Raw genomic sequence first — 26,429 nt, 5'->3', positions numbered from 1 at the left:
GTTGTTTTTGCTCCGGGTACAATTTCGGTGAAGGGCAGATTAGAACATGGTATTTCATTTACATCTGATAGACGAGAATTAGCATTTGGGATACTTAAAAAGGACGACTTCAGTGGGGATATATTTTATGCGAAGAAGATAAATGAAAGCTATCCTGATACTTTCATGGTTACAGATGAATAGTCTTTTTTTCCAACGTACCCTGATCGGCCATGTAAAACTCTCATTACAGCCTTTTAGTACAAGTTATCAGGTTACGAAGGAGTTTGAAGTCGATCTCTTTTGAAATTCACTTGGAGTTATTCCGAATGCTGTTTTAAAACAAGTAGCAAAATAACGAGGATCCGAGAAACCTGTCTCGAAGGCTACCTCACTAACAGAAATAGACTTATCTTTCTCCATAATTTGACAAGCATGTTTTAACCTGATGTTTTTTATAAATTCGCTTGGGGATAAATTCAGGAGTACTTTTGTCTTTCGATAGAGTGTGGATTTGGACAATCCCAAAATATTACCAAGTTTAATGATGTCAAATTGGTCATCGGACAAATGCTCCTCGATAACTTGGATCATCTTTTGAACAAATTTTTCATCCAATGGTGTGTGATTGAGCGTTGAAATATTAATCTTCGTATTGTTATGGAAAACCAGTTGCCTACAGCGTTTGTTGATAATAAAGCTCTGGATCTTTGCTTCCAAAACTTTAACCTCAAAAGGTTTGCTAATATAACCATCCGCACCGGCTTGGTAGCATTCGATACGATCTTCAATACTATTCTTGGCAGTTAACAGCAAAACTGGGATATGGTTAAATTCGGCATTGGATTTAATGGTTCTGCAAAAATTCAGTCCATCGAGTTCAGGCATCATGATGTCACTCACTATGATGTCAATTTCAGTGTTTTCGAGTACTTCCAAACCAAGGATGCCGTTATAAGCTATGTGTACCTGATAATTTTGGCCTAAGATGTTGGCCATGGTTGAACTAAGTTCTTCATTATCTTCCACCAGTAATAGGTTCAGTCTTGGCTGTGGGACGGTGTTCAATAATTTTTTTTCAATTTCATGTGATTCGACAATGGTATTTTTAATTTCTTCGGCAAATGGTTGTTCCATAACCTCAATTCCCCTCCTAAAATAAAATGATTTATCTACAGGAATCGTAATCTCAAACATACTCCCGATATGGAGTTGGCTCTCTACACGGATTTCGCCATAATGTGCCTCTATCAGTTGCTTGGTAACTGATAGCCCAATACCATTACTTTCAAGATGCTTTGTCGACTTATTGGTATAGAATACTGTAAAAATTTTCTCTATATCTTCCGGAGATATTCCAATGCCATTGTCACGAATATAGATTAGGAGCCAACTATATTCTTTTCGTTCCTCCACATGATACGTAAGCGTAATTTTGCCCTCCTTGTCTGTATATTTAAATGCATTGGAAAGGAGATTAAAAAGGACTTTATCGATTTTATCGACATCATAAAAGAGGATTTCTGGACAGTCCCCGTGTTGAATTTCAAAAATAATGTTTTTCTTTTTGGCTATTGGTCCAAAATGCATATCCCCTAATTGGTTGATAAAAGTAGGGAAATTTGATGCACTGATTTGGAGTTTCATGCTATTATTTTCCATTCTTCTGAAATCGAGGATCTGTTGAAGTAGTCGCTTTAACCGACTTAGATTTAGCCGTATTTTATCATATTGTTCCAAATTTTTATTCGTAGACATCTGAACATCATCGACCAAACAGGAAATAATAGTCAGCGGAGTCAGCAAATCATGTGAAATATTGGTAAAATAGCTGAGTTTGGATTGTGCGAGCTCCTTAGCCTTCTCCTTTTCAATTTGAGCAATTTTTAAATCTCCTCGCAACTTTATTCGATTGAAGGAATAACTAATAAAAAAGAATACGATGCACCCGACAATACAGGCGTAGATAAAATAGGCTAGGTTACTTTCATAGAATGAAGGTTTCTTTATAATCTCAATTTGAGTAGAGGTAGAATTCCATTTGTTATATAAGTCAGTTGATTTCACTAAAAATCTATATTTTCCCTTACTTAAATTGTTATATGTTGCGAAGATACGATCTCGAGGAGCGTAGATCCAATCTTTGTCGACCCCCTCCAGTTTATAAGCATAGCGGATTTTACCTTCCTGCGTAAAAGGCAGTGTTGAAAAGGATATTTCAATGTTTTGATCTTGCGGATTCAGTGTTAGTTCAGCATGGTCGCCGCTGAACAATTCCTGTTTTGATTCCAGGATAATAGACTTATTGTTGATTTTTATGTCAGAAATAAGAACCTTTTCTTTGAAATTGGGTAAGATACTATGATCATTGAGTTGAACAATACCATTATAACCGCCAAAATAAATGGTATTGGAATTTTTATCCACAGCAAAGGCCCGTTTTGAGAACATATTGACTTGGAGACTATCAGAAGCAGAAAATTCACTGATGTTCTTGCTTGCGTTGTTGATCTTGTATAAATTACGTGTCGTAGATAACCAGGTGTAGCGATCGAGACATATGACATCAAGAAGCTGGTTTTTCTCAAATAATGTGTTATTTGTAACTTCTGATACTTTTTGGGTGACATGTTGATAATTCAGTAATCTATTATCTTTGGTACCAATCCATAAATTGCCATCTGGATCAACATCCATCGTTTCAATTTGGTCGCTTCTCAATCCAGGGGTCTCTTTACCGAGATGAGTGAGTATGGACCGGAAATTACGGTTGTCGATACAATAGATTCCATTTTCCTTGGTTGCAATCCAAATATGGTCTTGTTTACCTTGTGCAATCGCTACCGGTTGATCCTTTATCTCTGGGATAATCTTGATATTCTCCGATTCCGACTTTTTTAAGAGCAGTCCCTGAGTGGTTGCAATCCAAAGCCGTTTCTGTCGATCTGTGAAGAAAAAAGAGGGTATCCCCCGATGTTCGATATGTTGCACTAAATCGACCTTCCGCAAGAATTTAATATTATTGGTTGTCTTCTGAAAGACATTTATTGACGATTCATATGTTGAACCTACCCACAGTTCTTCTCCAAAATCTGTAGCACAGGTCACTGCGCGTATTGAAATCAAATCTCTGAAATTGGAATTGCTATACGTATTTAATTGATTCGTTTTTGGAGACAAGCTACCAAACCCAAAGCGTTCGAGATTAAACCATAAGATACCTTTGTGATCTCGATAGAGCATATTGAGGTTCGGCGCAATACTATATAATGTTTTGATCTGTTTGAAACTATAGTTTTTAACAATTGGTTTGTCAAAGCTAAACATTGACACCCCTTTGCCACCTATAGCGAGCCATAATGTGCCATATTTATCTTGGTAGATATCGTTGAAGATATTCGTCGTATTGTCGAAGTAACGAGAAAGATCGATTTCTTGCAATCGACCATTTTGATATTGAAGTGTTGATATACCTGAGAAAGAGAGAATCCATATAAAATGACGGCTTCGATCTTGAATGATGTTATAAAATAGATCTTCTTTGCCGCCATGACGGCGTTTATTTTTGATTTTAATTTCTTTGTAGGGATTATTCGGATCCTGTGGATTGAATAAATAAATTCCGTCTCCCCAAGTACATATCCAGAGTTGTCCATGATCGTCTTCCATGAGTTTGAAAGGATTGTTGCGTGTGCCAAGTTTGGGATAGGGCTGTAATTTGTTGTTGACAAGACTTAGCTTAAATAAGCCTGCTCCCCATACACCTAGCCAAATCTGGGCTTGGCTATCCTGAAAGATCGTATTAATAGTTTTGCCTCTCATCCTATTATTCAGGATCTGCGCACTTTGCGCGTCTGTCAAAGGCGTTAATGTGCTGTCATAGATAAAGATGCCATTATCTGTGCCGATCCAAAGCCGTTTTGCACGGTCAATCATCAATGTATTGACTCGAACTGTTGCTACACGTGGATCATTTAAGGGGAAGATCTTATAATTGCGTTTATCCAATACATAAATGCCTTTCTCACCTCCCAAAATCAGTTTATTTCCCAGTTCTACAAGCGTCCGAATAGCTTGTTGGCTTGTCACTTTCCCCGCTGCATCCCTTAATTTGAAATTCAGGATATTATATGCATCATAGCGACTTAAGCCCTGTGTGGATGCAAACCATATGTATCCCTCTCGATCCTGTATTGTCTGATTGATCGTTAGTGAGGGAAGCTCATAATTTTTTGGCATAGGGTCAAGCCCCATCTGTTGGCTATGTACAGTTATCAGGGATAGATATAGATACAAAAATGCGATTACTTGCCGTATATGTGCACTCATCTTAATAATCTTTTATTCCACCTGTCAAATCCAGTTTTGGTATACTTCTTATCCAACATATAGTTGATGTGCTCAACCTTCTACAGTTAACATTAGCGTACGGTGTCATTTCGCTTCAATACATCCGTATTGCATCGCGAATAAAGGGATACCAACTGAAGATTTTTAGGTTTATATGGATTAAAGATACAAATGTTTTTGTAATTAAGTGTATATTGGACATTTATTTAAAATAGGGTCGTTAAAAATGATTATTTAACCTTTTAGGCTCAAAATGATCCCATTTTGTGTTATGATTAGTCTTTATTCAAACATCTTCCAAACCGATTTGAAGTAGTTTTGTTTGTCCCGATTGGGAATCAAATTTTATAAATCTCAAGATATGCGTATCAATTTTATTTTATTCCTATTGCTTATTGGAAATTTTTCTTTTGGACAGAAACTGAAAAAAGAAGTTGTTCTTTCTCAGCTCAAAAGGGCAAACGGCTATTGGCAATCACATCACAGGCCGGAAGTTTGGGCATTTTGGGACCAGGCGGCCTATCATACTGGAAATATGGAATTCTATAAAATTTCAAATTCAAAAAGTGATCTGAAATATTCTGAAGATTGGGCAAGATTCAATGGTTGGAAGGGTGCTAAATCAACCGACAAGCAACATTGGAAATATAGTTATGGTGAAACTGATGATTATGTGCTTTTTGGAGATTGGCAGGTTTGTTTTCAGACCTATATAGATCTTTATAATTTGTCGCCAAGTCCCGAAAAGATAGCTCGGGCTAAAGAAGTTATGAACTATCAGATTCATTCAGCCAATTCTGATTATTGGTGGTGGGCTGATGGTTTGTATATGGTCATGCCTGTCATGACCAAAATGTACAGATTGACGCAAGATCCACTTTATCTTGATAAAATGTATGCCTATTTGCACTATGCAGATAGTATCATGTTCGATCAGGAGCATCATTTATACTATCGTGATGCGAAATATGTCTATCCGAAACACAAAAGTCTCCATGGCAAGAAGGATTTTTGGGCGCGAGGTGATGGTTGGGTGTTTGCAGCCATGGCAAAGGTTCTTCAAGATCTGCCCAAACAGGATAAACATCACGGTTATTACCAGGAAAGATTCAAAAAAATGGCAGTTGCGATTGTGAGCTGCCAACAGGAAGAAGGATTTTGGACGCGAAGTATGTTGGATCCTGAACATGCTCCTGGGGGAGAAACTAGTGGTACTGCTTTCTTTACCTATGGTCTACTTTGGGGAATCAATCAAGGAATACTCGTTGATCCGAAGTTTTCAAAGGCCGCCATTAAAGGTTGGAATTATTTGAGTGAAATCTCCTTACAAGCTGATGGCAGAATCGGGTATGTACAACCCATCGGTGAGAAGGCTATCCCCGGGCAGGTGGTTGATGCCAATTCTACGGCTCCATTTGGTGTAGGTGCATTCTTATTGGCCGGGACCGAAATGTATCGTTATCTCGATAAAAAATAAGTTAACCATATAAATGAAAAGTCAAATTTTATTAACCTTCCTATTGCTGCTGTCAGCAATACTGTCTGTCCAAGGTCAAATTGAAAAAAAGAAATCCACAGGCAATGATGAAACAAGTAGAGTTTTCTGGCTTCAAGAAATGGATCGTATGCTGCGTCCCGTATTACGGAGTTTAGCACATGACAGCCTTCGAATAAACATGCCTCAGATCACATCAGCCCAGGTGGATAACAAGGAACATCGTATTAAAGTGCAGTATGTTGAGGTATTGGGAAGAGTATTATCAGGTATTGCTCCTTGGCTTTCATTGGATGGTGGGTCGGAAGCGGAAAGAAAGCTACGCGAGCAATATAGAACCTGGACTGTTCTGGCACTTAAAAACGCGTTGGATAGTAACGCACGTGATTTTATGCGTTTTGATCTCGGTGGACAACAGCTTGTAGACGCCTCCTTTATTACTTTAGGTTTTATGCGTAGTCCATGGCTGTGGGAGAACATCGATGATCAAACCAAAAAGAATTTGATTGCATCGGTAAAGATAACGCGTCAATTTCGGCCGGCCTATTCGAATTGGTTGCTTTTTTCGGCGATGAACGAAGCTTTTTTAGCCAAATATTCCGAGGATTGGGATGTGATGCGGGTTGATTATGCTTTACAGCAACTGGAGCAATGGTATGTCGGCGATGGCATGTACATGGATGGTCCGTACTATGCCTTTGATTACTACAATAGCTATGTTATCCATCCTTTTTTGGCTGGCATCATGGACATAATCCAATTGAAGACCAAACATTACGATAGCATGTTTGCTAAAATCAGACTTCGTAATGAACGATATGCCATTATCCAGGAGCGGTTAATCAATGCAGATGGTAGTTTTCCGCCTACAGGAAGATCCGTAATTTATCGTGCTGCAGCCTTTCATCATTTAGCCGATATGGCGTTCAAGAAGCGACTTCCTAAAGAACTGTCAAACGGGCAGGTTCGTGGAGCGCTGTCTGCTGTTTTGAAAAAGACGACACAAAATCCAAATACCTACCAAAATGGCTGGTTGACATTAGGGGTCTACGGTAGTCAGCCTGGCTTGGCGGATTCTTATAATAATCAGGGCAGCCCTTATCTCTGTTCAGTGATTTTCTTGCCTTTGGGATTGCCGGATGAAGATCCTTTTTGGAAAAGCGAAGTAACGGACTGGAGTGCCAAACGTATCTGGTCAGGACAGGATTGGAGCAGGGACGGTAGTAAAGCGATTCACTAACATAGTATTTATGAAAGGGGCATCGCACTCAATTAAATAATGAATGAAAACATTTCGCAGTCAAATTTTTAGAATAGGAATGTTCTGTTATGCATTCCTGTTATTTACTTGTCCAGTGCAGGGACAAGAAGTTAAGGAAACAATCGTCGGAAGCGGATGGGCTAAGAATACGGTCAACACAGCTGTATTTCGTAAAAATTCTCTAACCAGCAACCGTAAATATCAATATACAGCCTATTACGACCACGAGGGATATGTCGTGTTAGGTAGACGTCTGTTATCCGGAGAGGTTTGGCAGCTACGTCGTACAGGTTATACTGGTAATGCCAGAGATGCACATAATGTGATCAGCATCATGGTAGATCAGGCTGGATATCTTCACGTCTGCTGGGATCAGCATAATAGTCGATTGAGATATGCCCGTTCCATCCATTCGAATAGCCTCGTGCTTGGTGACGAACACGTTATGGTGGGGCAAAATGAAACACTGGTGACTTATCCCGAATTCTTAAAACTGCCCAACGGTCAGCTACTGTTTCTATATCGGGATGGCGGATCCGGCAACGGCAATCTTGTGGTGAATAGCTACGATATCAAACAGCAGCAATGGAAACGTGTCCATAGCAACTTGATTGATGGTGAAGGCAGAAGAAATGCGTATTGGCAAAGTTATGTTGATAATCGGGGAACAATACATCTCTCTTGGGTCTGGCGTGAAAGTCCGAACGTAGCGAGCAATCATGATATGGCTTATGCTTGTTCAAAAGATGGTGGATTAACATGGGAACGAAGTAATGGGATAAGGTATGATCTGCCGATGAAAGCATCTACAGTAGAATATGCTGCTCGTATTCCGCAGCAACACGAATTGATTAATCAAACATCAATTGCTGCTGACGATAAGGGGAATCCTTTTATTGCAAGCTATTGGCGTACCCCTGAATCACCGATTCCGCAGTATAAAGTTATTTATTTACAGGATGGCCAATGGAAGGTCCGATCTTTTGATTTTAGAAAAACCCCATTCAGCTTGAGCGGTGGAGGGACAAAAGAGATTCCCATCGCAAGACCGCAGGTATTGGTTCGCGGTAAAGATAAAAAGGTTGCTTTAACGTTGATCTTTCGGGATCAGGAAAGAGGGTTTCGGCCTTCAATTTTGACCTTGAGGGGGATGCAACAGGAAGCGATTGATATTGTTGACCTGTGTGATGCATCTGTAGGCGCCTGGGAGCCTACATACGATACCGAGTTGTGGCGAAAGAAGCGCAAGATTGCGGTATTCCTACAGGCGACGGTGCAAAAAGATGGTGAGGGATTAGCCGAAACAGCTCCAACAGCAGTAAAAGTGCTGGAATGGCGCGACAAAGTCATAAAAAGATGACGAAATTAAGAAACATGAAAATAAAACAGGGCATACTTCGAATTCTGGTATTTAGTTGCGTTTATATGATTTTTGCAACAACGGCGCAGAGCCAGAAAAAATCCGTTTTCGAATTGAAAAATCCGGATTTTAAAAAGAGCCCTTACACCGGACTTACACGCCAGCATTGGATGGATGCTGCGTCCTATTTGTTGAAAGGGGCATTTTCTGTCGTTCAAGACTTAAATAGCCCCATGTTATTTCCCAAGCAACCCGGCCGTAGTTACCCTAGAGATGGGGTGCGCAACGAAACGGAACGATTAGAGGGGCTGTGCCGTACGCTTTTCATCGCTGTCCCCCTTTTAAAGAAAAATGCTGACTATGAGATTCGAGGTATTCGCGTAGCGGATTATTATAGGCATCAATTGGAATTGCTATTGGATGAGACTTCTGAAAGCTATATCGCACCCCTCCCAGTAAAAGGAGGACCAAGTCAAAAGCTGGTCGAATTTGGAGGTTTAGCGGTTGCGCTAATGGCAGCTCCAGAGGTGCTATGGGATCCTTTGCCGGATCATACGAAAAATGCGCTTGCACAAACGATGCTGAGTTATGGTAATGGACCAACGATACAGATGAATTGGCGCTTTTTCAATATCATGATCCTCAGCTTTTTTAAAAGTAGAGGTTATCTTGTTAGAGAAGATTACCTCAAGGATTTATTGGAAAAATGCCTTAAAGATTATCACGGTGATGGTTGGTATAATGACAGTCCTTACTATGACTACTACAGTATGTGGGCCTTCCAGCTTTATGGAACACTCTGGGCGAATAATTATGGCGCGACAATGTACCCTGAACTTGCTGCAAAATTTAAATCGAACCTACATGATGTGGTGAAAAGCTATCCTTATTTATTTAGCCGTAATGGCGAAATGATTATGTGGGGGCGTAGTATTTCGTATCGTATGGGGGCCGCAGTACCATTTCCATTATTGGGGTTATTGGATGATCCCTCCATAAATTATGGTTGGATGCGGAGAATTGCATCGGGTACCCTGTTACAATTTTTAGAAAATCCGGATTTTCTTTCAGACGGTATTCCAAACCTAGGCTTTTATGGCGCTTTTGACCCTGCTGTACAAGAATACAGTTGCCGGGGAAGTGCGTATTGGTTCGGGAAATTCTTTTTAGGTCTATTGGTCCCGGAAAACAGCAACTTTTGGACTGCTTCAGAAAATCTGGGTGCTTGGGATCGTCAAATTCCAGCCGCTAAGGTTCTGAATACTTATGTAAAAGCAGCTGAAATGTTAATAACTGATTATAGCGGGATAGGTGCTTCTGAAATTCGATCGTGCAACACAAGTAAGACCGTTGGCTATTATCAAGGAACAGAAAATTATAATAAGCTCTCCTATAACAGTGCATTTCCCTGGCAGGCCGATGGGAAGAACGGTGAAATTTCAATGAATTATGCGTTTCAAACCCAGCCAGACAATTGGGAATCACTTCGTATTTACCAATTTAAAGGATACGAGCGGGGGCACTATCGCCGTACGGCGACCTTAGCTTCGGACACGACTGTACGTCTAGCCTTATCGGAACAGTCAATAACAAATGGAATTCTGAGATGTGATCAATTACTTTCCGGCAATTCTTTGAGCTTTCGGTTAGGGCATTATGCCCTCCCAAAATGGAAGGATAGGCCTATCCATACTCGAAAACTTGAGTTTAAAGGGCAAGAGGCAATGATTTTAGATAATGGGGAGTACCAATTGGCTATGGTAGGGCTCATGGGCTGGGAGGGAATAGAAAATGTCAGTTGTCATGGGCTTCATCCCGTAACGGACGAGAGTGCCGTATTGAATTGTTTTGTACGAGGGGCAAAACCGCGAGCACAATGGTACGTCACATTGCAGCTGTGGAAGAAATCGGGGGAAAAATGGACAAATGAAGAACTTTTTCCGCAATTGAAAGCAACGGCTAAGAAAGTTGAGATTCGTTGGCGTAATGGGGAGAGGCAAATCTTTCATACCTTGATGCCATAAACACAATATTGATATCTGGGAGGGGCTTTCCAAAAGTGGACAGCCCCTTTATTATTTCATGTTAACAGTATCTTTTTTCGCTGTTATTTTAACCAGCCGTGGCCCAAAGGGCTTGGCTGGTTCAGCTATAGTATCGCGATAGAATCAGTTCATAAATGTTCGATAGCGAATTTTTTGGCATTTTGAAGCGAATTTCAACTCAATTGAACTAAAATCGAACACCCTAATCTCGCTTCAAAGCTACTTTTGTCTTAAGCCCAAAACATTGTTGGACGAGATTATTCACTTGTTTCTTTAGAAAATTTGCGCGCTATTTTCCTGAGGAATCGAGAATACCAATTATAAAAAAGAGTTTATGAATTCAAATTGAGAAGAGTATCCATCGGACATTCTGGCATTGCTAGGTTGATTCCAGAAGCGCTTAGAAAATTACAAACTAACCAAATCAATTATTAAATAAATCATGTTAAATCATTACTATAACAGATATTCAAAAAAAGGCCTTTTGTTGAACAGTCTTTTTTTGATTGCCATGTCCAGTTATGGGCAGAGTGCAACTGTCAAGGGGGTTATTAAAGATCTCTCAGGGAAGGGAGTTGCAGGTGTTACCATTCGTGTAAAAGGGGGGACTGAAACAGTTCAAACCAATGCACAGGGAAATTTTTCCATTCCGGCATCCCCCGGCAACACTTTAATCATTACATCAGTTGGCTTTCAGGAGAAGCAAATTACAATAGGGCAACAGGTCAATTTGGACGTTACACTTGCGCCTTCCGAAAATGTCTTGGAGGAGCTTGTTGTGGTGGGCTATGGTAGTCAGAAGCGATCTGATATAACAGGATCGGTTGCTTCAGTTCCTAGGGATCGTCTTTCAAAGATCCCTGTTAATAATGTGATGCAGGCAATTCAGGGTGCTGTGTCTAATGTGACGGTTTCCCAAGCATCATCCATTCCTGGAGATGCGCCATCGGTACAGGTAAGAGGAAGAAACTCAATCAGTGCGACAACGGAGCCTTATGTTGTGGTCGATGGAATCCCCTTGACGAAAACAGATGGCTCCATCAATGATATTAATCCCAATGACATTGAATCGGTAGAAATACTTAAGGATCCTTCCGCAGTGGCTATCTATGGCGTAAATGGGTCGAATGGTGTCATATTGATTACAACAAAGAGAGGGACAACAGGTAAACCGTCGATTCGTTACAGTGGTTATGCTGGTGTGGAGAATGTTGCGCATCTCCTCGAGCCGGTTTCGGGCGAAGAATTGTTAAAGCGTTATGCAGAATATGCTCGGATCACCAATACAAGTTTATACAACGGCGGTCCAGTACGGAATCAATACGAATATGACAATTATAAAAATGGTGTAACTACGGATTGGCTGGATGCGGTTATGCAGACTGGCGTTATACAGAATCACAACGTAAGTTTGTCCGGAGGTAGTGAAAATGCCAAATATTTTGTGTCGGGCGATTATCTAAACGAAAAAGGAGTCTTGTTGGGGTACAATTACAAACGTTACTCCTTCCGTACTAATACCGATTTTAAGGCCACCAAATATCTATCTGTGGGTACATCTTCGTTTATCGTTGCACATAATAGAGATGGGGGCCGGGCGAATCTGCTACAAGCTGCGGCAATGAGTCCCTATGCAAGAATGTATAATGAGGATGGCTCTTTGACACAGTACCCGATGTATTCAGAGCAATTATGGTCCAATCCTTTATTGCCAACGACCTTAGATCCACAGCGCCGGCAATTTAACATTTCTTTGAATGGCTATGCCGATTTAAATTTTGGTGAATTATATAAACCATTAGCGGGATTGAAATATAAATTGAATGCGGGCTATTCTTATGTACCGGTCAGGAACAATGAATATGAAGGCGAATCGGTCTATAATTTTGCTGGTCTCGGACGCATTACCAATAGTGAAACACAGACCTATACCGTAGAGAATATATTAACTTATACCAAAGACTTTGGTAAGCACCATATTGACTTCACGGGGCTATATGCGGCTAAAAGCAAATATTGGCAACAGGCGATTGCGACAGGCGAGGTATTTCCCAACGATGCACTTGGTTGGGGTAACTTGGGGGCCGCGTCAACACAAAAAGTTTCTTCGACGGCAGATTTATATCGTACAATCTCACAAATGGGGCGCTTAAATTATGCGTATGATAGCCGCTATATGCTGACCTTGACCGTTCGTCGGGATGGTGCATCTGTATTCGGAAGAAACAATAAATATGGTGCTTTCCCATCCGCAGCTGCGGCATGGAATATTCATAACGAATCCTTTATGCAAAACGCCAAACATATTGTCAGTAATTTAAAATGGCGTATTTCTTATGGCCTTTCTGGAAATGAGGCTATACCTGTTTATCGCACTCAATTTTTAATGGACTCAAACCCAATGGCAATGAATGGCTTGTCGAATACGGCCTTAACTATTCGAACCTTGATGGGCAATTACGATCTACAGTGGGAGAAAACAAAAGGTCTAAATACCGGTGTCGACTTTGGACTATTAAATAATCGGATCACAGGTAGTATTGATATGTACAAATCCAGCACCTATGATCTGCTCCTGACCCAAGGATTGCCCAAGCTAACTGGTTTTGCGACAGTTTATTCTAATATCGGTAAAATTGAGAATAAGGGTATCGACCTGACCTTAAATACCAAAAATATCGTAAAAGATCATTTTAACTGGTCGAGTACACTGGTCTTCTCTCGTAATAAAAATAAAATTACGGAAGTATATGGTAACGGGAAAGACGACCTGGGCAATAGGTGGTTTATAGGGCAGCCTCTAGGGGTAATTTACGATTATACGAAGGTGGGTATCTGGCAGGCGGACGAGATTGCGTCTGGAGCGAATAAGGGCTGGGATGATGCTGCGCAAGCTGGCGATCTCAAACTTGCAGATATAAATGGTGATGGAAAAATCGATGACGGCGATCGATCTGTTTTGGGGCAGACTGCACCGAAGTGGACTGCCGGTTTGACAAATACGTTTACTTACAAAGCGTTTACGCTAAATGTTTTTATCAATACAGTGCAAGGAGCGTTGCGCAATAATCCGCAGATAGGAGGAGCGTCGGACGAGATGGGACGTCGAAGCACACCAGCAGCGCTCGGGTATTGGACACCGGAAAACAAAAGCAATGAATGGCGTTCTTTGGGTAACCATTCCAATATTCATGGATATGGCTTCCCCTCAAATGCTAGTTTCACTCGTTTGAAAGATGTAACCTTAAGTTATACAATGCCGCAGCAGCTTGTCGAAAAAATTGGAGTACAGGGCTTGACAGTATATGCTAGTGGTCGCAATCTGTATACATGGACCAATTGGCTTGGCTGGGATCCCGAAGCTAGGGATATTACACGTGGATCAGGAAATGACAACATCAACTACCCAATGGTAAGGACGTATGTATTAGGTATTAACCTTAGTTTTTAACGCTTAACCATCATTTTGCAAAAATCAATTATATACACATGAAAAAGACGATAAACAATTATACCACCTTATTTTCCATATTTGCTTTGTTATCCGTAGGAGCGATCTCTTGTGGTAAAGGCTATTTGGACGAGAAACCATATTCAAGTTACGATGCTACGAATGTTGATCCCACCACAGTGGAGAACAGGTTGCTGGGCTTACATTACAATTTTGCACAGCTCTGGGGCTACAGTGGCCGGCAAGGATTTCTTTCCAGCTGGCAGATTGGGACAGATATTACGAGTGCAGGATCGACAGAGGGTGTTGAAAATCCTTTTTACCAATATGCTGATCTGAATTCAGAAAATGGAAGTGTAAGTTTTTTGTGGGAAAAATGCTATGCATTTATTAATAATGCCAACCTTGTCATAGATGGAGTGGGTGATAGCAATCCAAAGGCTACTGCAGAAGCGCGGTTTTTTCGTGCCTACGCCTATAATATGCTGGTTACTTTATGGGGAGATGTACCTTTGTTGACCAGTTCAATTAAGGTGCCTTCATTTAATTATACACGGGCCGCTGTTGCTGATATCGATAAAGTTATCACCGATGATTTGAATTATGCAGTTAAAGAGCTCCCCGATCTTGCTACAGCCAGCACACCTAGCCGAATCAATAAAGATATGGCGAGACAGCTTGCTGCAGAAGCTTTTTTACGTATTGGTATGCGTGATGCAAGCTATTTCGCGCAAGCGGAAGCTATGGCAACCGCCATTATCGACGGGGGTAACTATAAGTTGATTGAGACACGTTACGGAAAATACCTGTCTGAAGGCGGCGATTATTTTAGAGATATGTTTCGTCAGGGGAATATGCGTCGTAGGCAGGGGAATACCGAGGCTATCTGGACTTTTGAGGTGGAGTTCAATCGAGAGGTTAATGGCGGTACTATTGACAACCCACAACAACGCCGGGTATGGCAGCCAGCTTATCATAAGTGGGATGGGATGGTCAATGCCGATTCGCTGGGTGGAAGAGGAAATGGCCGTTTACGGTTGAGTAATTTTATGAAATATACGGTATGGAATGGGCTAAAGGGCGATATTCGCAATAGTAATTTTAATATACGCAGGACAACCAATTATAATCGTCCAAATTTCAGTGCAGAAATTGGTGTCAACGCCGATGGATATCGCGTAGCAAAAGGTGCAGGAATTAAAAATATTGTTATCAAAACAGGGGATAAAGTAGTTCCTTTTCGTACCGATAGTTTAGAAGTTTGGTATCCATTTCCAACAAAATGGGGTGGTTATGATCCACTCGATGATTTTGGTTATGCGCTGGTGAAAGATTGGCCTGTGATGAGATTCGGCGAAACCTATTTGCTGCGTGCAGAAGCTCGATTGCGTCAGGGAAATGCAGCCGGTGCGGCAGAGGATATCAATAAACTGCGGGATCGCTCATTTAAAATGGCACGTACAGAGTCTGGAAATAATCAGTTAGGAAAAGTAGCCACAAGTGATTTAACGATTGATTTTATCCTGGACGAACGCGCTCGGGAGCTGATTGCAGAAGAAAACCGTCGGATGACTTTAGTCAGAATGAATAAATTAAAAGAACGGATTTTACGAAATGGGGACACAGGACCTGCAAACAAAATAACAACTGGTTTTCAGGATTACAATGTTTTACTGCCTATCCCATTAAGTGAGATTCAACTGAATAACAAAGACGGCGACAATCTAAAGCAAAATCCAGGGTATAAGTAATCTTTATCAGGATATTGTTTGATCGATATGATCTGATTTTTTACAAATAGGCTTATTTTAGGGTAAGTCTATTTGCCCTAATCATTCTTTCAGAGGGAAGTGATAATAATCTTTCATTATCAATGAAAAAGGGGGGGATTGTGTAATGGCCTTCCAATGGCTAGATATTATGAAATATTATGGAGGTAATATATTGGCCAATATTGCAACAGGCACTGATCGGCAATGGAAAGCCCAAATCGGTCAAAGGCCTCGAGGGGAAATCTTGGACAGACAAATTTCATATCTGTCGTATGGTCTGAACGGGCAATTACGCTTTATGTGGATGATATCGAGATGCTCCGTGTACCGATGTACCTTCACCTTCCTGCCATTCACCGAGTTTTTCTGTCCGTTAGTCTAAAGTCCATAGGCCGGGGGCGTATTGTGTTGTAGTTTTGAATCAACAAATAGGAACAAAAACCATCATGAGCATAGATGGAAATGCTCATGATAGCTTCATCACAAATAAAGAACAAGCTATTTAGATGAAAAACTAACACAATAAAATAAAGACATTATAAACTCATTAGTAAATACATTCGCAGCAGCAGCCTTAATCGCAGTATCTACTTTCGCTATGGCAGCTGAAGGGCCAGGTTCAAAATTAGTAAAAGCGGCCGGCGACCTTTTGTCAGTATCTAGAAGATGATACGTTAAAAAGTATAGTTCTTTATTTGATCAGTTTCTTAAAAGTTGACTTTTCATTTTCACAAATGCTACAACAATATGTCGCAGGCAGCTTCTCAAATAGTGTTCCTGCGGCGACATCCTGCGTACTATCTCCCCAGATGGGATCATATATTGTCTGACAGGCTGGACATTGATAAGTGACTCTGATCAGATCGGACTTTTCTGTTGTAGCCAGCGTAGGAATATTATGAGGTTCTTGGATCACTGCTCTACCTCGAAGTTGATAAAATTCTTCGCACAGTGCCAAGATCACACTTATAAGTTCTGCTCGTTCCACGCGTTTTTGATAAGTGACAAAGTCTCTTGAATTAGGGTTGAAATCTTGCGTATGTTGCACCTGAAACCAAGATTTCTCTCCCTTAGAGTCGATGAAACGTAAAATTACAGATCCCCAGATCCCACTCTTTGGTTGCATTTTAATACCAAAACAAAGTTTGTACGTGCGAATATCCAACCAGTTCATGTGGTGCACCAATTCCTGCTTAAGCGCTAATGCAATTGGATCAAAATCTTCGGTCATCCAATTGAGTTCATTTAGGGCATGCCGCAGGTTGATTCGATGTCGATCTAGCACAATATCCCAATCAGGTCTTGTCGTCGTTTGAATATCTTTAATAACAATTGATTTCCAAGGCGTAGTGTACAATTGGCCGATCCTGTGTTGCAGACAGAGATTACATATGTCGCGTAAAAAAGCGGTCGAAAAGGTTTCGGAGCGCCGGTATACGCCCAGCCATAATCTATCTTGGTAGGTATTAAATCCCTCATAATAGGGGAGTTTAAAGGTGGGTTCCATAAATGGCTGTTCTGTGGACTGGAAAAGAAATTTTCCGGAGGCAATAGCTGACGCTTCTAACTTTTGTCCCAACTGTTGTCCTTCGCTTGAAGTTGCAACCAGCGACCCGATCATCATTGGCTCCAAAAACAGACTTAGTCTCGCAATATCGTCGGTATTTACAAGAGTGGACCAGGTGTAAAATAAGTTGCTTTTGGGAAATCGGAGCTGAAGGTACCAATAATTGCTAAATTCCGAAGTGATGAAATTTAGATTTCCAGTATAATACGGTACCAAGGATTGAGTGCAGTCCACAACATTCACTTTCAACTGGGGATTGAACTCGAAACTGTCCAAAATATCTTTATATACGCCTTCACGTACCCATGCTCCCTGATTAAAAAGCCCATCGGCTACATATGAACTCACAATGTTTGGATATATATCCTGACCAATTTCATAAGCAAACTCCTGATTGAACAGTATATATTCTAATTCTTCAAGTTGCGTATCGTTTACTTTAAAATATAGTTGCTGCCTACTGCCAAATTTGACTTCCGTAATACCCACCTCTTCCAAAGGAATCAATAAGTTGTCGAGTTCTCCTGGAGATATTGCACCTCCTGAGAGGTTAACCTTGATAAACTGTCCTTTTTTCATTGTTTTACTTTGCATAGGATTTTACCTCCTTATCCTTTTCTGCAGCGTAGTTTTCCAAAATACGCTTAACTTCGGGTTTACAGGATCCACAACCTGTCCCAGCTCCGGTGGATGTACATAACTCCTGAAAATCGGTACATCCACCGCTAATACATCGTTGCAGATTTCCCTCTCCAACTTGGCTGCATGAACATACCAATCGCCCAATGACAGCTTCTTTGGCAGTTCCGCTTCGTAGTAGCTGTAGCCGTTTTTCACTTAATTCGATCCTGTTTGCAATCAAGTTTTTAAACTCAGAAAATTCGTTCTTGTCACCGATCAAAATGGCACCTACAAGTCTATCCTGATAGATAATACATTTTTTGTAATAGCGCTTGGCCTTGTCAATAAAAATAATCTCTTCATAGTCCTCATTTGGCGTTTCTGTAAGACCGATGCTACAGAGGTCAAAACCTTGTATTTTGATAATATTCATAAACAGGCTTCCCTTATAATAGCTACTGATATCCCCCTGATGATAATGTGCAACTATACAAGCCTGTTCTTCGGCAGCTGCAGTGATACCGTAAAGTGTCCCTTCAAATTCTGCAATCTCTCCGATGGCATAAATAGCAGGGTCGCTAGTTTTCATATGACTATCCACGACCACACCCCGTTGGCAAAGTAGGCCGGCATCCCTTGCTAATTCGATATTGGGCGTAGTACCTATCGCTAGGATTAGTGCGTCGCATTTGATCTGTCGTCCACTCTTTAATTCGATCTTTGTCAGTTTATTGCGGCCGTAGTATAGTTGAACTTCATCGTTATAGAATATATCGCAGCCGAGGTCTATCATTTCTTCGTGAAGCAATTGACTCCCAAGTGGATCTAGCTGACGATTCAAAAAACGCGAAACACGTTGAACGATGGTGATTTTTGTCCCATTTTCACGGAGTGAAGCTGCCATTTCCAGTCCTAATAATCCTCCGCCTACGATAACGACATGCGCCTGCCCGGGAAGGTATCGCTTCAATAGGTCAGCGTCAGTCCGACGCCGCATCGTAAAAATACCAGGTAGCTTCGGCACATGCTTTGGCAGGCTGGGACGGCTGCCTGTCGCGAGAATTAAGATATCATAATATGTTTTAATACCTCGAGAATCCAAAACATATTTGTTGATTCGGTCGATTGCATTAACCTGGATACCACGTAGATGTTGGATATCGAGTAAAGGTTCCTCTTCGTCTTTCATTTTTACCAATTGCTCCCATTGAAGCTCGCCACTGACATAATGTGGCAGCATGACACGATTATAAAAAGGCAGATCCTCATTACTGAAAATGATAATTTCATCGGTCTTGTTTAGTTCCCGAAAGGAGCGGACAAAACCATGCGCTCCGGCACCGGCACCAACAATGACAATACGTTCCTTACTCTTCACATGAGGTTCGACACGTACCGCGCAAAATTTAAAGTCAGGCTCCTTCGAAATAGGATCCACTAAATCGTTGGTCAGATTATTAGCTCTATGGAGATCAGATCCCAATATCTTACCCCAATGCATCGGTAGAAATACGACCCCAGGTTTAATCGTCTTGCTGATCCGTGTCCTGACACGAACTTCGCCTCGTAGAGAATAAACATTTGCCAATTGCCCGTCAATCAAGTTCAGTGCTGTTGCATCTCTTGGATGAATTTCCAAAAATGCATTCTGAATATGTTGGTTCAGCTTACTGACCTTACCTGTTTTCGACATGGTATGCCATTGGTCACGGATCCGTCCTGTTGTCAGGATAAACGGAAAATTTTGGTCAGGCAATTCACTGTGATGCTGATCAGGAGGGCTATGCAATTGCGCCCGCCCACTTGGCGTAAGGAATTTGTTATCCTGAAAAAGTCGTGGAGTACCTTTTCTCTTTGACAGATCAAAAGGCCACTGCACGGTATTTAGATTGTCAATAAGTTTATAATCCAACCCAGTAATGTCGATACTTGTCCCTGCCGTTAACTGGACATGTTCTTTATAGATGTCCTGTTGTGTAGGATATGAAAAACCTTTAAAACCCATTTTTTGTGCAAACCTTGAAAGGATTTCTGCATCCGGAAGAGCTTCGCCTGGAGGGGCAATAGCCTGATGCAGGTGACTGATCCTGCGTTCTGAATTCGTCATTGTACCTTCTTTTTCGGCCCATCCAGCTGCAGGAAGAATAATATCCGCAAAGTCCAGGGTCTGGGGCTTATTGGATATCTCCTGAACTACAACGAATTTAGCCATTTGCAATGCTTTTTCCACCAGCCGTGTGTTCGGGAGACTAGTGAGTGGGTTGGTGCAAAGAATCCAAATTGCCTTCAATCGTCCGTCCGCTAAGGCTTCAAACATTTCGGTAGCTGTGAGCCCTGGTTTGCTGCTCAAAGTAGTCCCTGACCAGAATTGTTGAATTTCATCGCGATGTGTCTTATTATCCATATCACGGTGAGCGGGCAGTAGATTGGCAAGCCCTCCAACTTCTCTACCGCCCATAGCATTGGGTTGTCCAGTTAGTGAGAAAGGACCACTTCCCGGTTTTCCGATTTTCCCTGTAATCAGGCTAAGGTCAATTAGGCTCAGGTTTTTGTTAACTCCCACTACACTCTGATTAAGCCCCATTGTCCACATACTCAGAAGACTCTTGGATTCGCCAATATAGCTGGCTGCGCGTTCAATGTCTTCCACTGGGACACCACATATTGCAGCGGACTCCAGTAAAGTACGTTCGAATACCCGTTTTTTGTACATTTCATATCCTTCGGTATGATTGCTTATAAAATCAAGGTCTATATCTCCTTGTTCTATAAGTAATCTTCCCAGCGCATAATTGAGGGTAATGTCTGTCCCTGGGTTAATTTGCAAATGCAGGTCAGCCAATGCGCAGGTATCAGTAACACGAGGGTCGACAACAATAATTTTGGTCGCTGGATTTTTAGCTTTGTGCGCCTCTACACGTCGCCAAAGGATCGGATGGCACCAGGCGGGATTGGCACCTGCGACCAAAAAGCAATCAGCAATCTCGATATCGTCGTAGCATATCGGTACACTATCCTCACCCAACGCTTTTTTATATGCTGCCACAGCGCTGCTCATACAAAGACGTGAATTGGTGTCAATATTGTTCGTGCCAATAAACCCCTTGACTAGTTTATTGAGAATGTAATACTCCTCTGTAAGGCATTGTCCAGAAGCATAAAATGCCACAGAATCAGGACCGTATTTTGCAATTAGCGTGCGTAAGACCGCTGCCGCACGATCCAACGCATCATCCCATGAAACACGTTGTAACGGACTGGATCTATGGTGCCTCATCTGCGGGTAGAGAAGTCTGTCTGAGCGATCATTGACTGTATATTGCAGATTCATGCCCTTGCTACATAATTTGCCTTGATTGACAGGGTGTTCACTATCGCCGATAACGGAAATCATTTTATTTTTTTCGACCGATATCTTCACACCGCAACCTACACCACAGTAGCAGCAGGTACTTTTATATACATTGTTCGACTCTTTATTCATAGCAAAAGGATACTAATTCTACACTTCTAATGACACGTTTTGAACGACAGTTTCAATTCGAGGATGAAAACGCACGAGGAGTACAGTGAAACCTATCAGAAAAACACCAATACCGATATACTGAAAGGCATCAGCATAACTGAGCGTTTCAGATTTAAAAAGAAACCCGACTAACATGGCTCCAATATTTCCTCCGGCACCGACGATTCCGCTCACACTGCCAATGTTATCTTTATTAATGAAGGGTACGATACCATATGTACAACCATTTGCCATCTTAAGGAAGAGTGCAAAAAGCAACATCGTAATAATAGCTAGAAGCAATGTGTTGGAAGCGGCGAATAGGCTTATGCCGATTCCTTCCAAAATCAACAGTATACCGAGAATCATACCCTTACCTTTAATACCGTAACTTTGCCCCACTTTATCACTTACAATACCGCCAAGTGCACGGGCGAATAGATTCATACCGCCAAAGATACTGGCAAGGGCTCCAGCCAGGATAATCCCTGTATCAAAACGATCCATAAAGAAGGTAGCAGCGACGTTGTCGACCGTGATCTCTATCCCGAAACAAGCTGCATAGGCCAGTGTGAGGATCCAGACGCGATAGTCTTTTAACGCGAGCAAAAATGAGCCATTCTTCTTTCTATTGATTCTCCCGCCCTCGGACAGTTTTTTGAAATTGCCTTGCGGTGTATCTTGCGTATATCTATAATAGATGTATGCCATAATGAGTAGGATAATACCGGGAACAACCATTGCGACCCTCCAAGAATCCGACTGACTAACGAAGCCCATGCCGACGAATGCCGCAGCAATGAGCGGCATGACCAAATTAGTAACCCCTCCACCAAGGTTGCCCCAACCACCAGTTACGGCATTGGCCGTACCAATAATGTTGGGGGCAAACATCATTGAAGTATGGAACTGCGTAATCACAAAAGACGCACCGATGATACCGATGAAAAAACGAAATAACAAAAAAGACTCATAACTATTACTCAATCCAATAAGTAAAACAGGAATCGAACCTGCGACCAGCAGGATAGTGTAGGAGAGTCGTGGTCCTAGCGTATCACACATCTTCCCGATAAATAATCGCGCAATAATTGTTGCTGAAACAGATGCGATAATGATATTTCCTACTTCACTTTTAGTCAATCCAAGCTGTTCTCTAACTAGTGGCATAAGCGGTGCGGCGCCGAACCAGCCAAAGAAACAGAAGAAAAAAGTAATCCATGTAATGTGAAAAGTACGCATCTGTACGCCCTTAAAAGATAAGATACTGAGCTTTTTGAGAGGTTTGTTTTGTGGATTCATGAGTAATAAGTTTTTGGTTGATGATTGAAATAATTATCAAATGTTCATATAGTTTTTTTGTTGTTGTTTAGGATATGTTTTTTAATAAATCTTGTAAAAGTGTTTGAATTATTGTCCACCAGAATTTAAGTATGTCGTTTCGAGCGATACTGGCTATGTGATCTTGTTTGTCGTGCCCGATGAGGAGGTGATCCTGTCTGAGTACCGTATTTGCAGCCTGTCAAACAGTCGGCTTATACAATAGATCTGTGTGCGACAGCGAGGCTGTGTGCATGCTGCAAATCGACCACATCACCGATGACGATAATGGCTGGATGGCCAAGTCCATATTCTTTACTTGCTCTGACGAGATCTTTGGCTTTGCACAATACCTGTTTTTGCTGGGGCAGGCTCGCATGTTGTATAATAGCCGCCGGCGTTTCTCCTTTGCCATAGAGTACATAGGTGCGGGCTATCTCATCAAGTTTGCGCATCCCCATGTAGATCACGACAGTGGATCGGCTCTGGACAGCCAAAGGAAGATCAGCCGATAGACTGCCGTCTTTTTTCATCCCGGTCAGTGCCCATACCCCTTCGCTGATGCTACGGTGCGTCAAGGGAATATTGTTGATGCCTGCGCCTTGCATGCTACTGATGCCCGGAATGTAAGAAACCGCAATATTTTTCCCCTGTACGGTAAGCCATTCTTCAAAACCACGCCCAAAAAGATAGGGGTCGCCCCCTTTTAACCGGACCACCCGGTCGTAGCGAGCACAATAATGTAGGATAAGTTCGTTTATTTCTTCCTGAGGAACGTATTTTCCATAAGGATGTTTGCCAACATAGTGTTTTATACAGTTTTTATCTGCTATTTGAAGGATTTCTTCATTGATTAAGTTGTCATAAAGGATGATCTGTGCGTTTTTTATCGCTTTATAAGCTTTTATGGTTAATAGTTCTGGATCTCCAGGACCGGATCCTACAATAAATAACGATGTTTTGCCTAATTTTTTCATGTTATTTTGTTTTTTATGTTCATTTTATATGTAAATCTATTAAAAAATCTGATATAAATCATGAAATAATGAATTTTAACTGATTTTTATTTGATAAAATATTATAAAAATCATATTTATTTTGATTTTTTAATTTTTTATTCCATAAATTAGTGTTGTTTAAATATGAAAATGATTTTTTATCAGAAAAAAACAGTAATTATGGAAAGAAAAAAGATTGTTATTGTTGGAAATGGTATGGTTGGTAATAAGATTTGCGAAAAATTAAAGCATAAATCTGATATTCTGGATATAATTGTGTTTGCAGAGGAGCCAATACGTGCCTATGACCGGGTGCATCTGACCGATTACTTCAAAGTTTCATCTATGGAGGAACTTTTCCTGTCAAAAAAGGAGTGGTATGCGGAAAATAATGTGAAAATCCATTTAAATGATCCGATTGTTGATGTAAATCGCTCAAAAAAAGAAGTACTGTCATTACAAGGGCTTATTGTCCCGTACGACTATCTGGTCTTTGCAACTGGTTCTGCTGCTTTTGTGCCACCTATTCCGGGAGTGGAAAAGGAGGGGGTATTTCTCTACCGGACGATTGAGGATCTGGATTTGATCAAAGCTTACGCGGCAAAAGTCAAAAAGGGTACCGTGATGGGCGGCGGACTACTGGGCTTGGAAGCGGCCAAAGCGCTGGTGGACCTCGGCTTGGAAGAAACGGCAGTGATTGAATTTGCGCCGCGCCTGATGCCGCGTCAGATTGATGACAGCGCCAGCCTGCTCCTACAAACAAAGCTGGCAGCATTGGGGTTGAGTTGCTTATTGCAAAAATCAACAAGTCAATTGCTGGGGGAAGAGCGCCTGACGGGAATCGCTTTTCAGGATGGTTCATCGATCGAAACGGATCTGCTGGTGATATCGGCGGGCATACGGCCGCGGGATGAACTGGCTAGGAAAATAGGGCTGGCCATCGGCGAGCGAGGCGGGATTGTGGTCAATCCGCAAATGCAGACCTCAGACCCTTCCGTGTATGCCATCGGCGAATGTGCACTTGTCAATGATATGATCTATGGCCTAGTGGCACCGGGCTATGAGATGGCTGAAATAGCAGCCGAACATATCCTGGGGGAAGAAAAGTCCTTTAGGGGATTTGATATGAGTACCAAATTGAAACTGATGGGGGTAGATGTGGCCAGTTTTGGGGATCCCTTTATCAGTGAACCTTATGCACGGACCATCGTACTGGAGGACCGTAACAAAGGGATCTATAAAAGGTTGAACGTCAGTACCGACGGTACGCGCCTGCTTGGAGGAATACTGGTGGGGGAGGCAACAGGTTACAATATGCTCTTGCAGATGGTCAACAACAGCATGCCGCTGGCGGAGCATCCTGAGCTGCTCCTGATGAGCGAGCAGGGGGAGAGCAAATCGGCTTCTACGGGCTTGGAAGCCTTGCCCGATGGTGCCCTGATCTGCAGCTGTGAGGGGGTGACCAAAGCGCAGATCTGTGATGCGGTGATCAATGGGAACTGTGAAAATGCGGATGGGGTAAAGAAATGCACCAAAGCAGGATCGGGCTGCGGGGGCTGTGTACCGATGGTAAAGGACCTGGTCAACTACACGATGAAACAGCAGGGTAAATATATACGCAGTACCATCTGTGAGCATTTTGATCTGAGCCGGCAGGAACTCTATGACCTGATCAAGATCCATGAATTGAAGAGTTATGATCAGGTGCTGGATACTCTGGGCCGTGGACACGGGTGTGAGGTCTGTAAGCCGTTGGTGTCTTCACTGCTGGCCAGTCTCTGGAATGAGATGATCTTGAGCAAGGGAAATGATGTGGCGCAGGATAGTAATGACCGGTACCTGGCCAATATACAGAAAGGTGGTACCTACTCGGTTGTTCCCCGTATCCCAGGTGGGGAGATTACGCCGGACAAATTGATTGTTATTGGCCAGGTGGCCAAGAAATATAAGCTGTATACAAAAATTACGGGCGGGCAGCGCATTGATTTGTTTGGTGCACATCTCAATGATCTCCCGCTTATCTGGGAGGAACTCATTGCAGCCGGATTTGAAAGTGGACATGCCTATGGCAAGGCCTTGCGGACGGTCAAAAGCTGCGTGGGCAGTACCTGGTGCCGGTTTGGCCTGCATGACAGTGTGTCCTTCGCCATAAAAATAGAAGAGCGTTATCGTGGGCTCCGTGCGCCGCACAAGATAAAATCAGCGGTGAGCGGCTGTATCCGTGAGTGTGCCGAGGCGCAGAGTAAGGACTTTGGTATCATTGCCACAGAAAAGGGCTGGAACCTCTATGTCTGCGGCAATGGTGGCAGCAAGCCACAGCATGCTCTGCTGCTGGCTGCCGATATCAACAGTGAGACCTGTATCCGTTATATCGACCGTTTTCTGATGTTCTACATTCGTACAGCCGATCCTTTGACGCGTACCGCCACTTGGCTCAATAAAATGGAGGGCGGAATCGACTATTTGCGGAATGTTGTAGTCGAGGATAGTCTTGGTATGGGGGAAACGTGGGAACAGGATATGCAACTGCTTGTCGACAGCTATCGCTGTGAATGGAAAGTTGCCGTCGAAGATCCGGAGATTCGGAAACGCTTTGTCCATTTTGTAAATGCTCCGGAAGAGCGGGACGAGTCGGTACGCTTTGATACCATGCGCGGTCAAAAGAAAGCCGCAGACTGGAACCTGAAGACATATTAAAAGGGCAT

Annotated in this window: 13 protein-coding genes; 8 read left to right on the top strand and 5 right to left on the bottom strand. The window is 42.1% G+C overall.

Going from position 1 to position 26,429, the window contains the following annotated elements:
* Positions 1-249: 249 nt before the first annotated feature.
* Positions 250-4,308 carry a response regulator gene (locus tag LC454_RS05255; protein WP_223580309.1) on the bottom strand — a complete coding sequence of 1,353 codons (4,059 nt, stop codon included), beginning with the start codon at positions 4,306-4,308 and terminating at the stop codon, positions 250-252.
* A 382-nt stretch (positions 4,309-4,690) separates the two neighbouring features.
* On the opposite strand from LC454_RS05255, the gene LC454_RS05250 reads away from it, so the two are divergent.
* The 7 genes from LC454_RS05250 (at position 4,691) to LC454_RS05220 (ending at position 16,127) form a co-directional block, all read left to right on the top strand.
* The gene (locus LC454_RS05250; protein WP_223580307.1) at positions 4,691-5,806 is read left to right on the top strand and encodes a glycoside hydrolase family 88 protein; all 1,116 of its coding nucleotides are present in this window, start codon (positions 4,691-4,693) and stop codon (positions 5,804-5,806) included.
* 13 nt (positions 5,807-5,819) lie between these two features.
* Positions 5,820-7,064, top strand: a complete 1,245-nt coding sequence (locus LC454_RS05245; RefSeq protein ID WP_223580305.1) for a DUF2264 domain-containing protein — start codon at positions 5,820-5,822, stop codon at positions 7,062-7,064.
* A 43-nt stretch (positions 7,065-7,107) separates the two neighbouring features.
* Positions 7,108-8,445, top strand: a complete 1,338-nt coding sequence (locus LC454_RS05240; RefSeq protein WP_223580303.1) for a BNR repeat-containing protein — start codon at positions 7,108-7,110, stop codon at positions 8,443-8,445.
* Positions 8,446-8,459: 14 nt separating this feature from the next.
* Positions 8,460-10,469 carry a DUF2264 domain-containing protein gene (locus LC454_RS05235; RefSeq protein WP_223580301.1) on the top strand — a complete coding sequence of 670 codons (2,010 nt, stop codon included), beginning with the start codon at positions 8,460-8,462 and terminating at the stop codon, positions 10,467-10,469.
* 508 nt (positions 10,470-10,977) lie between these two features.
* Complete coding sequence (locus tag LC454_RS05230; RefSeq protein WP_223580299.1) at positions 10,978-13,941, top strand: SusC/RagA family TonB-linked outer membrane protein; 2,964 nt, start codon at positions 10,978-10,980, stop codon at positions 13,939-13,941.
* Positions 13,942-13,979: 38 nt separating this feature from the next.
* A complete protein-coding gene (locus tag LC454_RS05225; protein ID WP_223580297.1) occupies positions 13,980-15,692 on the top strand; it encodes a RagB/SusD family nutrient uptake outer membrane protein in 1,713 nt (570 codons plus the stop codon).
* A 225-nt stretch (positions 15,693-15,917) separates the two neighbouring features.
* Complete coding sequence (locus LC454_RS05220; protein WP_223580295.1) at positions 15,918-16,127, top strand: hypothetical protein; 210 nt, start codon at positions 15,918-15,920, stop codon at positions 16,125-16,127.
* Positions 16,128-16,404: 277 nt separating this feature from the next.
* On the opposite strand, the gene LC454_RS05215 is transcribed toward LC454_RS05220, so the two are convergent.
* The 4 genes from LC454_RS05215 to cobA all read right to left on the bottom strand — a co-directional run bounded on the left by LC454_RS05215 (position 16,405) and on the right by cobA (position 23,703).
* Positions 16,405-17,874, bottom strand: a complete 1,470-nt coding sequence (locus tag LC454_RS05215; protein WP_223580294.1) for a rubredoxin — start codon at positions 17,872-17,874, stop codon at positions 16,405-16,407.
* Complete coding sequence (locus tag LC454_RS05210) at positions 17,864-21,385, bottom strand: nitrate reductase (protein ID WP_223580293.1); 3,522 nt, start codon at positions 21,383-21,385, stop codon at positions 17,864-17,866. The genes LC454_RS05215 and LC454_RS05210 overlap by 11 nt, the downstream gene beginning before the upstream one ends.
* A gap of 18 nt (positions 21,386-21,403) precedes the next feature.
* Positions 21,404-22,648 (bottom strand): MFS transporter, encoded by a 1,245-nt coding sequence (locus LC454_RS05205; protein WP_223581214.1) that lies wholly within the window; start codon positions 22,646-22,648, stop codon positions 21,404-21,406.
* A gap of 293 nt (positions 22,649-22,941) precedes the next feature.
* On the bottom strand, positions 22,942-23,703 hold the full coding sequence (gene cobA, locus LC454_RS05200; RefSeq protein WP_223580292.1) for a uroporphyrinogen-III C-methyltransferase: 762 nt from the start codon (positions 23,701-23,703) through the stop codon (positions 22,942-22,944).
* A 201-nt stretch (positions 23,704-23,904) separates the two neighbouring features.
* On the opposite strand from cobA, the gene nirB reads away from it, so the two are divergent.
* A complete protein-coding gene (gene nirB, locus LC454_RS05195; protein ID WP_223580291.1) occupies positions 23,905-26,421 on the top strand; it encodes a nitrite reductase large subunit NirB in 2,517 nt (838 codons plus the stop codon).
* Positions 26,422-26,429: the final 8 nt, after the last annotated feature.

Source organism: Sphingobacterium sp. GVS05A, assembly GCF_019969845.1.
In the GTDB taxonomy this organism is placed as follows: Bacteria; Bacteroidota; Bacteroidia; order Sphingobacteriales; family Sphingobacteriaceae; genus Sphingobacterium.
This window is presented reverse-complemented; position numbering and strand designations above follow the sequence as displayed.